This window comes from Streptomyces xinghaiensis S187, assembly GCF_000220705.2.
GTDB classification, from domain to species: Bacteria; Actinomycetota; Actinomycetes; order Streptomycetales; family Streptomycetaceae; genus Streptomyces; species Streptomyces xinghaiensis.
In genome coordinates, this window is the sequence record NZ_CP023202.1 from 672,505 (window position 1) to 686,586 (window position 14,082).

Sequence of the window (14,082 nt, forward strand, 5' to 3'; positions counted from 1 at the left end):
ACCGGGTCACCAGGAGGTCTCCTTGATCGTCGCCTTGTTCTGGGGGGTGGTGGTGGCGGTGATCTCCGACTCCCTCCGCTGGCCGGAGAACGTCACGGTCAGCGTCGTCCGCTCGCGCTGCTCGGTCCGGACGGTGAAGCCCCGGACCGGAACGGCCGAGACCAGGCACACCCCGCGGTCGCCGAAGCGGACCGTCGCCTGCCCCCCGGCCGACTCGATGGTGTGCACGCCCGCCCCGCCCTCGCAGTCCGTGAAGGCGCCGGGACCACTCGGCGGCGCGGAGGTCGCCGGCGGCGGTGCGGTACTCCGGCTCGGCCGGGGGGTGGCCGGCGGGGACGGCTTCCGGGTGGTCGCGGCACGGGACGGGGAGGCCGTGGGCGTGGGAGTGGTGGTGCGCTCGCCGCGGGACGGGACGGGCTCGGCGCTCGGGCTCGGGGGGCGGCTCGTCGAGGAGGTGAAGACCGTCGGCGCCGACCGCGCCACCAGCGGCTTGGGCCGGGTCGACCCCACCACGAAGTGCACGGTCAGCAGCACCGCCGTCACGCTGACGGCGGTGCAGGAGAGCCACAGGAGGAGATAGCGGAGGTAGCGGGGCACGACACCATGGTGACGTACGGGATAACGTGCAGAGCCATGGCTTCCGTCCTGGTCGTCGAGGACGACCCCGTCATACGCACCGCGCTCATCGAGGTGCTCTCCGCGCACGGCCATGTGGTGCACAGCGCCGCCGCGGGCTTCGAGGCACTGCGGGAGATCACCGCCCGGCCGCCGGACGTCGTCGTGCTCGACCTCGGGCTGCCGGACCTGGACGGCACCGACGTGCTGCGGATGATGCGCGGGATCTCCCGGGTGCCGGTGGTCGTCGCCACGGCCCGGGACGACGACGCCGAGGTCGTCAAGCTGCTCAACGCGGGAGCCGACGACTATCTGGTCAAGCCCTTCTCGGGCGAGCAGCTCGCCGCCCGGATCGGCGCGGTGCTGCGCCGTACCGCTCCCCCGGCCGCCGCGCTCCCCTCCCCCGGCTCCGACGCGGCCGGCGGGCTCCCGGGCGGGCTTCCCGGCGGCCCGGCCGCCGGCGGGGCCGCCGCGCGCACGGTACGCGTGGGTGACCTGGTGGTCGACCAGCCGGCCCGTACGGCCCGGCTGGCGGGGCGGGAGCTGCGGCTCACCCGGCGCGAGTTCGATCTGCTGGCCTATCTGGCGGCCCACGCCGACCAGGTCGTCTCCCGGCGCCGCATCCTCGCCGACGTCTGGCGGCAGCCGTATGTGGAGGACCAGACCATAGACGTCCATCTCTCCGCGCTCCGCCGCAAACTGGGCGAGCGGGCCTCGCAGCCGCGCTATCTGCACACGGTGCGCGGCATCGGGATCAAGCTGGTGGCCCCGCGATGAGACGGGCCCTGGCCGGTGTCGCGCTGGCGGTGACGTCCATGGTGGCGCTCTCCTTCCTGATCCCGCTGGCGCTGCTGGTGCAGTCCGAGGCGCGGGCCCGCTCCACGACGGAGGCGGAGCAGCGGGCCTCGGCCCTGGCCCCGGTGCTGGCGCTGACCACCCGCTCCCGCGATGTGCAGCAGGCCGTCTCGGGCCTGGACTCGGAGCGGCGGCTGGCGGTCCATCTGCCGGACGGCGAGGTGATCGGGGACCGGCACGCGCCCGCGTCCGCGCTGGCGCGTGCCGAGCGGGAGCGGGAGACGCTCGCCATGGACACCGACGACGGGTGGGTGTACCTGCAGCCGGTGATCCTCGCCGGGGACCGGGTCGCGGTCGTGGAGTCGTTCGTGCCGCGCTCGGCGCTCACCCGCGGCGTGGTGCTGTCCTGGGGGGTGATGTCGCTGCTGGCGGTGGGGCTGGTGGCCGGTTCGGTGCTGGTCGCCGACCGGCTGGGCGCCCGCGTCGTCCGGTCCTCCCGGGAGCTGTCCCGGGCCTCGAACGCGCTCGGCGAGGGAGACCTCGGCATCCGGGTGGAGCCGGCCGGGCCGCCGGAGCTGAAGGAGGCGGGGCGGGCGTTCAACTCGATGGCGGACCGGGTGGTCGGGCTACTGGCGACGGAGCGGGAGCTGGTGGCGGATCTGTCGCACCGGCTCCGCACCCCGCTGACGGCGCTCCGGCTGGAGGCGGAGCGGATGGGCTCGGCTCCGGGGTCGGAGCGGCTGACGGCCGCGATCACCCATCTGCAGACCGAGATCGACTCGATCATCTCCGCCGCGCGCAGCCCGCTGGCGGTGGGCCCGCCGGGCGGCGGGACGGCGGACGGTTCCGGAGACGGGAACGGGGACGGGGACGGGAACGGGGACGGGGACGGGGCCGCAAGCGGGGACGGGGCCGCCGGGAGCCGCTGCGAGGTGTCCGGTGTGGTGCGGCGGCGGGTGGAGTTCTGGGCGGTCCTCGCCGGCCAGCAGGGCCGGCCCTGCGGGCTGGACGTCACCGACGAGCCGACTCCGGTGCGGCTGCCGTACGACGACCTGGCGGCGGTCGTGGACGCGCTGATCGGCAATGTCTTCCAGCACACGCCGGAGGGGACGGCGTTCGCGGTGGAGGTGGAACGGACCGCGGGGTCGGTGGTCCTCTGCGTGGACGACGCGGGCCCCGGCATCGCGGACCCGGATCTGGCCCTGGAGCGCGGGGTGAGCGTCGGCGGCTCGACGGGTCTGGGGCTGGACATCGCGCTCCGGGCGGCGCGGACGACACGCGGTGACCTCACGATCGGCCGCGGCCCGCTGGGCGGTGCCCGGGTGCGGGTCGAGCTCGGTCTGGCGCCCGCCGTGCCGCCGGCGGGCACGCCGTCCCGGGCCTCGCGGGCGGTCCGCGCGGCGGCGCGGCGGGGGAAGCGGACGACCCCGGACCGGGGCGGGCCGGCCGGCTGAGGCCGCGGCTGGACGGCCCCCCGCGCGGCGTACGCGGCGCGGCCGGCGCGGACGGGGGCGGGGAGGCGGCCGCCGGGACGGCGTCCGGCCGGGCGGCGCCGCCTCCGGCGTGCGGGGGCCCGTCAGCGGCCGGTGGCGAAGACCTGGGTCCACCAGGGGCCGCCGCTCTCGTGGAGACCGAGGCCCATTTCCTTGAAGTCGCAGTTGAGGATGTTCGCCCGGTGGCCTTCGCTGTTCATCCAGCCGTCCATGACGGCGGCCGCGTCCGGCTGGCCCTTCGCTATGTTCTCGCCGACGGCGGACCAGGTGTAGCCCTCGCGTTCGACGCGCTGGGCGACGCTCGACCCGTCGGTGCCGGTGTGCGAGAAGTTCCCGCTGGACGCCATGGCGCTGCTGTACTTCTCGGCGGCGCTGTCCAGCCGTTCGTCGGCGCTCACCGGCCCGCAGCCGGCGTCCGCGCGGGCTTTGTTGACCAGGTTCAGGACCTCTCCGGCGACGCCGGTCGCGGCCGTCTCCGGGGCCTTGGCGGGCCGCTCGGCGGTCTTCGCGGGCTCCGGTGCCCGGGTGGGGGTGCTCTTCCGCGCGGTCTGCCGGTCCGCCTTCGCCGTCGTACGGTCCGGCCGCGGGGCGGCGGTGCTCCTGCTCTTCTCCGCCTTCGGCGACGGGCTGCGCCGGGTGGCGGACGGGGAGGGGGACGGCGTCGTCTCCCCGGCTGTGGGGGATGCCGGGGAGGCGCCGCTCCCGGCCGCGGACCGGGGTTCGGAGGCCGCGGTCGCGGGGCCGTCGTCGTCCAGGGCGAATCCCGCGCCGACGCCCGCCATGACCGTGAGCGCGCCGGTCGCCAGGGCGATGTGGCGCAGCGGTACGGAACGGCGCTTGCGGTGGCGGGATCTCATGGGGGGAACCTCCGGACCTGATGTCCGGACGGCCCGCGCTCGCGTGCGCGGGCCGTACGGACCGGGACCGCCGGCGGTGACCTCGCCGACGCGTTCCCGACCCTAGGGCCCCGGCCGCGCGCAATCGCTCAGAGGAGCGATTCTTAAAGTACCCATAAGGAAACGCTCAAGGAGCGCTTGGAGAACCCGTGCTCCGCACAACCGTTCCCTTACCGAGGGTGACGAACCGCCGGTGGGGCGGTGCTCGCCCGGAACGGTGAACTGTGCGCCCGGGCACGCCCGTTCGCCGGAAAGCGGGGTCCCGGCCGGCCCGTTCCGCGGTCAGAGGCGGCGGTGCATGATGTGCAGCCCCACATAGCCCTTCACGGGATGGTGGAAGCCCTCGGGCAGGGTGCCCAGGATCTCGAAACCGAGGGACCGCCAGAGCGCGACGGCCCGGGTGTTGCTCTCCACCACGGCGTTGAACTGCATCGCCCGGTAGCCCTCGGCGCGCGCCCACGCGATCACGTGTTCGCCGAGCGCGCGGCCCACGCCCCGCCCGGCCGCCGCCGGGTCGACCATGAAGCTGGCACCGGCGATGTGCGAGGCGCCGCCCATGTGGTTGGGGTTCGTCTTGGCGGTGCCGAGGACGGTGCCGTCCTCGTCCACGGCGACGACGGTGCGGCCCGGCGGCCGGAGCATCCAGAGCTCGCGGGCCGCCGCCTCGTCGAGGTCGCGGGGGTAGGTGTAGGTCTCCCCCGCGGCGACGATCTCGCGCAGGAACGGCCAGATGGCGGGCCAGTCGTCCGGGGTGGCTTCTCTGATGTGCATGGACGCCATCATCACGCGGCGGCGCCCCGGGCGGCGACCGCGTTTCCGTGCGCGGCGGCCGCCCGGGGCGCCGGAGGCGCCGGGCCGGACCCGGTCAGGCGTAGGTCCGTACCGGCAGTTCGGGCGAGGAGTTCTCCAGTGGCACCGCGTCGGAGCGGACCAGACCCATCTGCACCGCCTGCCGCGACAGAGCCGCGTCCAGCAGCCAGTCGGCGCCGGTACGGACCCGGTTGCCCGGCATCGCGGCCAGATGGTAGCCACGGGTGACGGCCTTGGCGACGGGCCCGGACAGCGGCACCCGGAGCGGGTTGGCCGCCGCCTGGAAGCCGCCCAGGTCCACCACGAAACCCAGGTCGCGGTGGCGGTACGGGCTGCGTTCGCCCTTGCCGTAGGAGGCCGCGATGTTCTGCGCGGCGGTCTTCCCCTGCCGCCAGGCGTGCTGGGCGGTCATCGGGGTGATCTCGCCGGGCTGGGTGAGGTCGGGCACGGCCGCGGCGTCACCGCAGGCGAACACCTCGGGGTGGCCGGGGACGCCCAGGTACTCGTCGACGCAGAGCCGCCCCTTCTCGGTGGGCAGGCCGAGGTCGCCGACGAGCGGGTCGGGCCGGACGCCGACGCACCAGACCAGCGAGTGGGTCGGGACGAAGCGGTCGTCGGTGAGGCGCACGCCCTCCTTGGTGGCCTCGGCGACCGAGACGCCCATGGCGACCTCGACCCCCCGCCGCGTCAGCACCCGCTCCGCCGTGTCCGCCATGTGCCCGGGCAGCCCGGGCAGCACCCGCGGGGCGACGTCCAGGAGCATCCAGCGGGGCGGTTCGCGGTCGCGCAGCGAGGGCTGGTGCCGGGCGAGTTCGTCGGTGAACAGCTTGCCGTGGGCGGCGACCTCGGTACCGGTGTAGCCGGCGCCGACCACCACGAAGGTGCAGCGCGCGTCCCGTTCGGCGGGGTCGTCGGCGACGTCGGCCAGTTCGATCTGGCGGGTCATGTGGTCGCGCAGATAGAGCGCCTCGGGCATACCGCGGAAGCCGTGCGCGTGTTCGGTGACCCCCGGGATCGGCAGCAGCTTGTTGACGCTGCCCGCGGAGAGCACGAGCCGGTCGTACGCGATCTCGCGGCGGTTGCCCTCCGGGTCGACCAGCCCGACCCGGCGCCCGTCCAGGTCGATGTGGTCGGCCTCGCCGAGCATGAGCCGTACGTCCGGCAGCGTGCCGGGGATGGACACCGAGATCCGGCGCGGCTCGAGGATGCCGGTCGCCACTTCCGGGAGCAGCGGTACGTAGAGGAAGTAGTCGTGCGGGTTGACCAGTACGATCTCCGCCGCCCCCTTGGCGAGGCGGCTGAGCGTACGGGCGGTCTGGTAACCGGCGAAGCCGGCTCCGACGATGACGATGCGCGGTCGGCTCATGGTGGCGTCCAGTTCGCTTCCTGCTCGGCGTCACGGTTCGTCCTGTCTGTTGCCTGCGGGTTCCCCCGACGGGCGGGGCGAATCCCCGCACGGCCGCGGCGGGGAGCCGGGCCCCGCGGCGGTGCGGGGGCCGGTCGGCTCAGCCCCGGTGCCGGCCGTTCCGCTCGCGCCGCCGGCGGCGCACCACGACCAGCAGGTCGAGCGCCGCGAGGACGGCGAGGACGGCGCAGATGCCGGCGATCAGGGCCAGCGACCCGCTGCTGGGCGCGGAGTCGGCACCGGCCGAGGCCGACCAGAGGGAGAACAGGATCGCGCCGGCGAGGAAGAGCGGGGTGTAGACGGCGGCCAGCAGCAGCCGCAGGCCGAGCGCGCTGCGCGCCGTGACGGGTTCGTCGCCGGTGCGCTCCCAGCGCCGGCCGACGACACCGGAGCGGGACCGGGGCACCGGGCCCCCGTCCTCCGGACCCTGCCGGGTGCGGCCGCGGCCGCGTTCCTCCTGAGGCATGGTTCCTCCGTACGTTGTTGGGCGGCCCGGGAGGGCCGGCGGGTCCGGCCGGGGCGGGGTTCAGCCCCCGGGGCCGCTCTCCCCGGCCCGCGTCTCGGGCAGCAGTTCGCCGATGTCGCGCGGAAGGACCGCCGTGAGCTTGTGCATCAGCTCCGGGCTGACGGCCGCGTCGAGCACCTCCAGGACGGCCGCCGCCTCCCGCAGCGCCTCCTCCTCGGAGTGCCCGCTGCGCCAGGCGATCCGCCCCGCGAACGAGGTGATGTCGAAGCGCTCGCCGTGGTCGCGGCTGTACTCCCGCTGCCGGGGCGCGGCCTCGTGCGCGGCGGTGATCCGCCGCACGGCCTCCGCGGCCCCTTCCGGGAGCTGCGCCGCGAGGTGGTCGGCCAGCCCGTCCGGCACCCGTTCGGCGAGCGTTTCCAGGGTGGCCCCGAGGGCCCGCTCGGCCGACTGCCGGTCCGGGAGCCGGGCACTGGCCTGCACCTTTCCGGTGAGTTCTTCGTAGCGCATGGTGAGCACCGCCTTGTGACGATTCCTGAGGGTTCCGCGGCTCCGCGGACCGGAGCCGCTCACTGCTGTCCGGGTGACCGCCGTGAGCCCTTCCGTAACCCGTCCGGGGCAACCGGTCCGGACCGGGCGGGCCGGGCCCGGACTCAGCCCACGTAGCGGCGGGCCGTGGAGCGGCGCTGCTCCTCCTCCAGCAGGCGCAGCCTGCTCTCCACGTCCTCCGGTACGGTCCGCCGCTCGCGCAGGACCCACGGCAGCCCGGCGAGCGCCAGCCCGAAGGCGCGCAGCGAGGGCCGGTCGCGGGGGACGGTGCGGGCCAGCCGGAGAGTGCGGCGCGCCGCGGCCGGCCAGGGCCGCCGGAGCCAGGAGAACCAGAGAGTGTTGCGGAGGCCGTCCACCCGGCGGCCGGTCGCGTCCCGCGCGGTGGACGGCGCGTGGTGGACGGTGGCCCGCCCGGCGTAGACGAGCCACCAGCCGCGGGCGGCCAGGTCGGTGGCGAGCAGCTCCTCCTCGCCGCCGAGCCACAGCCGGGGCGAGAAGCCGCCCGCCGCGCGGAAGGCGTCGGTGCGGAGGGTGGTGGCGGCGGCGAGGAAGGAGCCGAGGGCGGGCCCGGGCAGCCAGTCCGGTCCGTCGAGGGGCGAGTCGCGCAGCTCGGCGACGATCGGGTCCTCGGTGCCGGCGGGTTCGACGACGATCCGCGCGGTGACCCCGGCCAGCCCCGGGTGGGCGTCGAGGAGGTCCGCCGAGGCGGCGAGCGAGCCGGGGGCCCACCAGGAGTCGTCGTCGCAGAAGGCCACGTAGGGGGTGCCGACCTCGCGCACCGCCAGATTGCGGCCCACCGCGCCCAGATTGCGCCGGGGGCGCAGCAGCCGCACCCAGGGGTGCTCCCGGGCGACGGCCTCGGCGGTGCCGTCCGTGGAGCCGTTGTCGACGACGATGACCGGCGGCTCCTCGGGGAGCGCGGCCAGCCGGGCGAGGGTGTGCAGCAGTTCGTCCCGCCGGTCGCGGGTGATGACGACGACGGTGGTGCGCCCGTCGGCCCCGCGCCCGGGACGGTGGCCGGACCGGGCACGGCCCGCGGTGCCCGGGGTCCCGCCCTCGGGGCCCGGGGCGTCTCGGCCCGGCGCGCCGGGGACGGTCCCCGCGCCTGCCGCGCCGTGGCGGGTGCCGCTCCGGCCTTCCGGTCCGTGCGGGGGCGCCGGGGACACCACGGGCCGGCCGCCGTGGCGCGGGGCGTCCGGGGCGCCGGGGGTGTCACGGTCGCGGGTCACGAGGCTCGCTGCCCCTCCAGCCGCCGGACGGCGCGCTCCAGGTACGGCGGCAGCGGATCACGGAACCGGAGGGAGGCGGGGAGCCGGGCGAGGGCGCCGCTCAGCGCCTCACGTGCGGAGATGTCGGAGCGGGCCGCGAGGGCGAGCCGGGCCGTGCGGCGCAGGGCCGTCGGCAGCGGGCGGCGCAGCCACGCGGTCAGCAGTTCGTTGCGGAGCACCCGGGCACGGCGGCCGGCCCGCGGACCGCCGGCCGGGTGGTGGTGGGCCACCACCTCGGGGCAGTACGCCACCCCCCAGCCGCGGGCCGCCAGGTCGTAGGCGAGCAGGGTCTCCTCGCCGCCGAAGAACAGCACCGGGTGGTAACCGCCGGCGTCGAGGTAGGCCTCCCGCCGGGTGACGGCGGCGCAGCCGAGGTAGCCGAGCACCTGCGGGCCGGGGAGGTCGTGGACGCGGCCCAGCGGGGAGGCGGCCAGGACGTCGTTGAGCGGGTCGGGTTCGTCGTCCGGTCCGACGAGGGTGCCGGCGGCGAGCAGGCCCAGCCGGGGATGCGCGTCCAGGATGCGGGCGGCGCGGGCCAGGGAGCCCGGGTGCCACCAGGAGTCGTCGTCGCTGAAGGCCACATAGGGGGTGTCCAGGGCGCGCACCCCGTCGTTGCGGGCGAGGGCGCCGCGGTTGACCGCCAGCGGCAGCGTCCGGACCTCCGGGAAGCGCTCGGCGACCATGGCCCGGGTGTGGTCGGTGGAGGCGTTGTCCACGACCACGATCTCCGGGCGCTCCGGCAGGTCGAGCAGGTTCCGCAGGGTCACGGCGAGGGAGTCGGCCCGGTTGCGGGTGGCGATCACCACCCCCACCGCGGGGGTGGCCGCGGTGCCCTCGGCCCCGTCTCCAGCGGTGGCTTGCGTCATCCCTGCTGTCCTTCCTTCTGTCGGTGCCGCGTCCGGCACCTCCCCGCGTACCCCCGTTCCGTCACCGGACACGGCGGGCGGCCGGACCGGGCCGGCAGGTGTGAGACGGCGATCCCTGCGCACTCGGTGCGCATGAACCACAGGAAGCGGAACCAGGACCCCGACCCCCGGAACACCACCGGTCTGGAGCCCGGCGGCGGTGTGCCGCCCGGGGAGACGCCGCCCGTGGAGGGCGGCCTCTCCGAGACCGGGCCGGCGGATCTGCCGCACAACCCGTCGAAGGGCTGGGGCAAGGGCCCGATCATCCTCATCGGGGCGGTCGTGCTGCTCTTCGCGGTCTTCATGGTGGTGCGCGCCGCGGCTCTCTGGGAGTGAGCCGGGCGGAGGCACAGGGCTCCCGCCGCCCGGCCCGCGCCCGGCGGGTCAGGGCCGCTCGCCGACGCCCGTCGCCACCTCGGCGGCCCGGCCGCCGCCGGGCAGGCTCGGCGCGAGCGGCGCCGTGTCCATGCCGCGCTCCTCCCGCAGCCCGTCCACGAAGGCCGTGAGCGCCTCCCGGGCGGTGTACCGGGGGTGCCAGCCCAGTTCCTCCACGGCGCGCCGGGTGTCCATGAGCGGCAGCCGCAGGACCGCGTCGAAGAGCTGCGGGGAGGCGGGCACGAGATGCAGCCGCCAGGCCGCGGCCAGGCCGGACCGCACGGGCCAGGCGGGCATCCGTACGACGCGGGCGCCGAAGAGCTCCGCGAGCATCGGGGCGTCGACCGGCGGGTCCGCGGCCAGGTTGTACGCGCCGTGCGCGGCCGGTGAGGTGACGGCGAGGCGGTAGGCCTCGGCCGCGTCGTCGGTGTGCAGGGCCTGGAAGCGGAGACCGGGCAGGTCGGGGACGACCGGCAGCAGGTCGGGGCGGGCCATCCGCCGGGAGAGCAGGGGGCCGGCGAAGAGCCGGCGCTGCTGGGGGGCCGCCTCGGGCTTGAAGAGGAAGCCGGGCCGCATCCGGACGACCCGCATGTGCGGGTGCTCACGCTCATGAACGTCGAGCGCCCGTTCGATATACGACTTCTCGCGGCAGTAGGCGGCCTCCGGCCAGCCGTGCGTGGGCCAGCTCTCGTCGACGGGGCGGTCCTTGGGCCCGGCCGAGTAGGCCCCCACGGACGAGGCGTACACCAGGGCGGGGACGCCCGCCGCGGCCGCCGCCTCGAATACCCGGAGGCTGCCCAGGACATTGGTCCGCCAGGTGAGCGCGGGGGTGTGCGTCGGCTGGAACAGCCAGGCGAGGTGGACGACGGCGTCGGCGCCCCGGAAGTGCCGGGTGAGGTCGCCCAGGGCGGCGTCCTCGCCGACGTCGACCGCCGCCCACCGGGTGCGCGGCGGTGACCAGCCGGGCAGGCGCCGGGCGAGCCCGAGCACGGACCCGACGGCCGGGTCCTCGCTCAGGGCGCGCACCACGCTCGTCCCCACATTCCCGGTGGCGCCGACGACCACGACCCGCAGGCCGCCACCGGCCCCGTCACCCCCCTTCCCGCCGGTGCCGGTGGTGCCGGTGCCGTCACTGCCGCCGTGCGGAACGCTGCTCATCGGCGCTGCTCCTCAACAGGTCGAGAACGAATGGGCGAAGGGAGTGAAGAGGGAAGGGGGCCGGGGAGGCCCGGGGTCAGCCGGGAGAGGCGACCAGCCGCCGCGCGGCCGCGGTGATCGCCTCCCGGTCGATGCCGGCGGCGGCGAGCTGCTCCTCCGCGGTGGCGGAGTCGGGCATGGTGCGGACCGCGAGGCGGGCCACCCGCGGTACGGGCCTGCCGTCGGCGAAGGCCTCCAGCACGGCGTCGCCGAGCCCGCCCTCGGGCCGGTGGTCCTCGACGGTGACGATCCGCCCGGTGTCGCGGGCGGCCTCGTGCAGGGTCTCGGCGTCGACGGGCTTCACCGAGTAGAGGTCGATGACGCGGGCGGCGATGCCCTCCTCGGCGAGCCGGTCGGCGGCGGCCAGCGCCTCGTGGACGGTGACCCCGGCGGCGGCCAGGGTCACCCGGTCCTCACCGGAGGAGCGGAGCACCTTGCTGCCGCCGATGGCGAACGGCTCCTCGGGCCCGTAGAGCCCCGGGTAGGCGTCGCGGGACGTGCGCAGATAGCTGATGCCGGGCCGGTCGCACATCGCGGAGACCAGGCGGCCGGTCTGGTTCGGGTCGCAGGGGTACAGGACGGTGCTGCCGTGGACCGCGCGGAGCATGGCGAGGTCCTCCAGCGCCATCTGGGAGGGGCCGTCCGGGCCGATGGCCACCCCGGCGTGCGAGCCGGCGACGCGCAGCCCGGCGCCGCTGACCGCGGCCATCCGCAGGAAGTCGTGGGCGCGGGTGAGGAAGGCGCCGAACGTGGAGACGTACGGGACCCAGCCGCGGGCCTGGACGCCGACGGCCGCCGCGACGAGCTGCTGTTCGGCGATGTAGCACTCGATGAACCGGTCCGGGTGCTCCTGGGCGAAGAACTTGGCCCGGGTGGAGTCGCTGACCTCGCCGTCGAGGGCGACGACATCGCCGCGCGCCGTGCCGAGCGCCGCCAGGGCGCGGCCGTAGGCGTCACGGGTGGCGACCTCCTCGCCCGGCTCGTAGCGCGGCAGTCGCAGGTCGGCGAGGGGGCGCTCCGGCTCGCGGACCTCGGGGGGCGGCTGGACGTCGACCCGCAGGGCGCGCGGCCCGCCCAGTTCGGCGATGGCCTCGGCGGCGTCCGGCAGCGGCTTGCCGTGGGCGCCCTCGCGGTCCTCCACGGCCTCCACGCCCTGCCCCTTGATGGTCCGGGCGATGACGGCGGTGGGACGGTGCGGGGTGGCCTTCGCCTCGGCGTAGGCGGCCTCGACGGCCGCGGGGTCGTGGCCGTCGATCTCGACGGTGTGCCAGCCGAAGGCCCGGATGCGCCGGGCGTAGGCGTCGAGGTCCCATTCGTGGCGGGTGGGGCCGCGCTGGCCGAGCCGGTTGACGTCGACGATCGCGGTCAGATTGTCCAGGCCCTCGTGGCCGGCGTATTCGAACGCCTCCCACATCGAGCCCTCCGCCAGTTCGCTGTCCCCGCACAGCACCCAGGTGCGGTACGGCAGCCGGTCCAGGCGCTTGCCGGCGAGGGCCAGGCCGACGCCGACCGGCAGGCCCTGGCCCAGCGAGCCGGTGGCCACGTCCACCCAGGGCAGCCGGGGCGTGGGGTGGCCCTCCAGGCGGCTGCCGTGCCGGCGGAAGGTCAGGAGTTCGTCGTCGCCGATGGCACCGGCCGCCTTGAACAGGGCGTAGAGCAGCGGCGAGGCGTGGCCCTTGGAGAAGACCAGGTGGTCGTTGCCGGGGTGGTCCGGCCGGTCGAAGTCGTAGTGCAGGTGGCGGGCCAGCAGGACGGCCATCAGGTCGGCGGCGGACATCGAGGACGTGGGGTGGCCGGAGCCGGCGGCGTCGGCGGCCCGCACGGCGTCGACGCGCAGTTGCTGCCCCAGTTCGCGCAGGTGGTCGAGATCCATGTCGCCTTCCTCGTCGGGTTCCCCGTCGGGAACGTTGCGGATGGGGTTGGGACGTCCACGCTGGGTACCCCGCATCCGGCCCGGCATCCACCGCCGTACGGCGGGATTCCTCACGCCGTACGGCAGGCGTGCGGAGCCGCCGCGCGTGGCACGGGAGAAGTGATGCCCTACACACCCCGTATGCCGCACAGCCGTTCCCCGCACGCCCCGTCGCCGTCCCGGTTCCTCCGCGCGGAGGCGGCCGCGGTGGCCCGGTCCGCCCGCCGGGCGTGGTCGGGGCCCGGGCGCGAACGGGATCTTCTCGTCCAATCCCTGAAGTCCGCGCTGGCCGCGGTCCTCGCCTGGGCGCTGTCGTCCTGGCTGCTGCCGGACACCCTCGCCCTGATGGCGCCCTGGGTGGCCCTCGTCCTGGTGCAGGCCACCGTCTACCGGTCGATGGCGCGGGGCGCGCAGCAGCTCGCGGCGATCGCCCTCGGCACCGTGCTGGGCACCGCCGCCCTGGCGCTGCTCGGCCATCCGGTGGCGGCGCTGGCCGTCGTGCTGCCGCTGACCATCCTCACCGGCAACTGGCCCCGCCTGGGCGACCAGGGCGTCTACAGCGCGACCTCGGCGCTGTTCACGGTGACCGCCTCCGGGGAGGCGACGGCGGTGGTCGCCGGGGAGCGGGTGCTGGCCGCGCTGCTCGGCGCCGGTGTGGCCGTCGCCGTCAACGCGCTGCTGCGCCCGCCGCAGTATCTGCGGGACACCCGCAAGGCCGTACGGAACGTGGTGGACGAGGCGGCCGACGCCCTGGAAGCGGTCGCGGACGGTCTGGGTGAGCCGCTGGAGTACGACCGGGCCCGCGACTGGTACGACCGCGCCCGCCGGCTGCCCCGGCTCATCGGCGATGTGCGGTCCTCGGTCGCGTGGACCCGGGAGAGCACGTGGTTCAACCCCGAGCGGCGCAAGCGGGCGGAGGCGGCCCGGCTGGCGCCGTGGTACGACGAGACGCTGCACACCCTGGAGGAGGTGTCCGGCCATCTCACCGCTCTGACCGCCATCCTGCTGGACGCGGCCGACGAGAAGCGGCCGAGCCCGCGGCCGGACGCGGGGGTGACGGAGCCCTACGCCGCCTTCCTCCGCCAGGTCGCGGGGGTGCTGCGGGCCTACGGCCGGTGGGTGGCGGAGGAGAACGGCGGACGGCGGGAGCGGGAGCTGGACGAAATGGCGGCCGCGGTCGGCGAGACGCACGACCGGCTGCGCGCGGAACTGCCGCGCTGGGCCACCGGAAGCCCGGACTCCGTGGCGTTCTTCGGCTCGCTGCTCCGGCAGGCCGGGGGGCTGACGGATCATCTGGCACCCGGCCGCCGCCCCGAGGAGCCCTCCGGGACGGAGCGGCCGGACGAGTGATCCCCGGACCGGGCCGGGGATGCTCCGCCGGGAGCTCTGCGCACCCCCG

At 75.9% G+C, this 14,082-nt stretch carries 13 protein-coding genes and 1 pseudogene; 4 read left to right on the top strand and 10 right to left on the bottom strand.

Annotated features, from left to right (window positions below):
- Positions 1–6 precede the first annotated feature (6 nt).
- Positions 7–597, bottom strand: a complete 591-nt coding sequence (locus tag SXIN_RS31865) for a hypothetical protein (RefSeq protein ID WP_238153653.1) — start codon at positions 595–597, stop codon at positions 7–9.
- A 36-nt stretch (positions 598–633) separates the two neighbouring features.
- Between SXIN_RS31865 and SXIN_RS02930 the strand changes: the two genes are divergently transcribed.
- Together SXIN_RS02930 and SXIN_RS02935 are read left to right on the top strand one after the other, a co-directional pair.
- On the top strand, positions 634–1,392 hold the full coding sequence (locus tag SXIN_RS02930; RefSeq protein ID WP_192883542.1) for a response regulator transcription factor: 759 nt from the start codon (positions 634–636) through the stop codon (positions 1,390–1,392).
- Positions 1,389–2,864 (top strand): sensor histidine kinase, encoded by a 1,476-nt coding sequence (locus tag SXIN_RS02935; RefSeq protein ID WP_095756538.1) that lies wholly within the window; start codon positions 1,389–1,391, stop codon positions 2,862–2,864. Before SXIN_RS02930 ends, SXIN_RS02935 begins: the two co-directional genes overlap by 4 nt.
- Positions 2,865–2,986: 122 nt before the next feature.
- Here SXIN_RS02935 and SXIN_RS32670 read toward each other — a convergent pair whose 3' ends face one another.
- From SXIN_RS32670 to SXIN_RS02970, 7 genes and pseudogenes are all read right to left on the bottom strand, one after another.
- Complete coding sequence (locus SXIN_RS32670) at positions 2,987–3,760, bottom strand: CAP domain-containing protein (RefSeq protein WP_019708004.1); 774 nt, start codon at positions 3,758–3,760, stop codon at positions 2,987–2,989.
- Positions 3,761–4,081: 321 nt separating this feature from the next.
- Positions 4,082–4,570 (bottom strand): GNAT family N-acetyltransferase, encoded by a 489-nt coding sequence (locus SXIN_RS02945; RefSeq protein ID WP_238153654.1) that lies wholly within the window; start codon positions 4,568–4,570, stop codon positions 4,082–4,084.
- Positions 4,571–4,664: 94 nt separating this feature from the next.
- Positions 4,665–5,975, bottom strand: coding sequence for an NAD(P)/FAD-dependent oxidoreductase (locus SXIN_RS02950; protein WP_019708002.1), 1,311 nt, complete (start codon positions 5,973–5,975; stop codon positions 4,665–4,667).
- Positions 5,976–6,114: 139 nt separating this feature from the next.
- Positions 6,115–6,480 (bottom strand): DUF6343 family protein, encoded by a 366-nt coding sequence (locus SXIN_RS02955; protein ID WP_095756539.1) that lies wholly within the window; start codon positions 6,478–6,480, stop codon positions 6,115–6,117.
- A 60-nt stretch (positions 6,481–6,540) separates the two neighbouring features.
- Entirely contained in the window at positions 6,541–6,987 is a 447-nt protein-coding gene (locus SXIN_RS02960; RefSeq protein WP_039818556.1) for a DUF2267 domain-containing protein, read from the bottom strand.
- Between the two features lie 143 nt (positions 6,988–7,130).
- A pseudogene (locus SXIN_RS02965) lies at positions 7,131–8,021 on the bottom strand (glycosyltransferase family 2 protein); the annotation flags it as partial.
- A gap of 230 nt (positions 8,022–8,251) precedes the next feature.
- Entirely contained in the window at positions 8,252–9,160 is a 909-nt protein-coding gene (locus tag SXIN_RS02970) for a glycosyltransferase family 2 protein (RefSeq protein WP_095756540.1), read from the bottom strand.
- A 132-nt stretch (positions 9,161–9,292) separates the two neighbouring features.
- On the opposite strand from SXIN_RS02970, the gene SXIN_RS02975 reads away from it, so the two are divergent.
- A complete protein-coding gene (locus SXIN_RS02975) occupies positions 9,293–9,535 on the top strand; it encodes a DUF6480 family protein (protein ID WP_019706309.1) in 243 nt (80 codons plus the stop codon).
- A gap of 48 nt (positions 9,536–9,583) precedes the next feature.
- On the opposite strand, the gene SXIN_RS02980 is transcribed toward SXIN_RS02975, so the two are convergent.
- On the bottom strand, positions 9,584–10,732 hold the full coding sequence (locus tag SXIN_RS02980; protein WP_095756541.1) for an NAD-dependent epimerase/dehydratase family protein: 1,149 nt from the start codon (positions 10,730–10,732) through the stop codon (positions 9,584–9,586).
- 76 nt (positions 10,733–10,808) lie between these two features.
- The gene (locus SXIN_RS02985) at positions 10,809–12,644 is read right to left on the bottom strand and encodes a transketolase (protein WP_095756542.1); all 1,836 of its coding nucleotides are present in this window, start codon (positions 12,642–12,644) and stop codon (positions 10,809–10,811) included.
- A gap of 180 nt (positions 12,645–12,824) precedes the next feature.
- On the opposite strand from SXIN_RS02985, the gene SXIN_RS02990 reads away from it, so the two are divergent.
- Positions 12,825–14,033 (top strand): FUSC family protein, encoded by a 1,209-nt coding sequence (locus SXIN_RS02990; protein ID WP_019707998.1) that lies wholly within the window; start codon positions 12,825–12,827, stop codon positions 14,031–14,033.
- Positions 14,034–14,082 lie beyond the last annotated feature (49 nt).

Coding starts and splice junctions, on each gene's coding strand:
- SXIN_RS02930 (WP_192883542.1), top strand. CDS start 634: ATGGCTTCCGTCCTGGTCGTCGAGGACGACCCCGTCATACGCACCGCG.
- SXIN_RS02935 (WP_095756538.1), top strand. CDS start 1,389: ATGAGACGGGCCCTGGCCGGTGTCGCGCTGGCGGTGACGTCCATGGTG.
- SXIN_RS32670 (WP_019708004.1), bottom strand. CDS start 3,760: ATGAGATCCCGCCACCGCAAGCGCCGTTCCGTACCGCTGCGCCACATC.
- SXIN_RS02945 (WP_238153654.1), bottom strand. CDS start 4,570: ATGCACATCAGAGAAGCCACCCCGGACGACTGGCCCGCCATCTGGCCG.
- SXIN_RS02950 (WP_019708002.1), bottom strand. CDS start 5,975: ATGAGCCGACCGCGCATCGTCATCGTCGGAGCCGGCTTCGCCGGTTAC.
- SXIN_RS02955 (WP_095756539.1), bottom strand. CDS start 6,480: ATGCCTCAGGAGGAACGCGGCCGCGGCCGCACCCGGCAGGGTCCGGAG.
- SXIN_RS02960 (WP_039818556.1), bottom strand. CDS start 6,987: ATGCGCTACGAAGAACTCACCGGAAAGGTGCAGGCCAGTGCCCGGCTC.
- SXIN_RS02970 (WP_095756540.1), bottom strand. CDS start 9,160: ATGACGCAAGCCACCGCTGGAGACGGGGCCGAGGGCACCGCGGCCACC.
- SXIN_RS02975 (WP_019706309.1), top strand. CDS start 9,293: ATGAACCACAGGAAGCGGAACCAGGACCCCGACCCCCGGAACACCACC.
- SXIN_RS02980 (WP_095756541.1), bottom strand. CDS start 10,732: ATGAGCAGCGTTCCGCACGGCGGCAGTGACGGCACCGGCACCACCGGC.
- SXIN_RS02985 (WP_095756542.1), bottom strand. CDS start 12,644: ATGGATCTCGACCACCTGCGCGAACTGGGGCAGCAACTGCGCGTCGAC.
- SXIN_RS02990 (WP_019707998.1), top strand. CDS start 12,825: ATGCCGCACAGCCGTTCCCCGCACGCCCCGTCGCCGTCCCGGTTCCTC.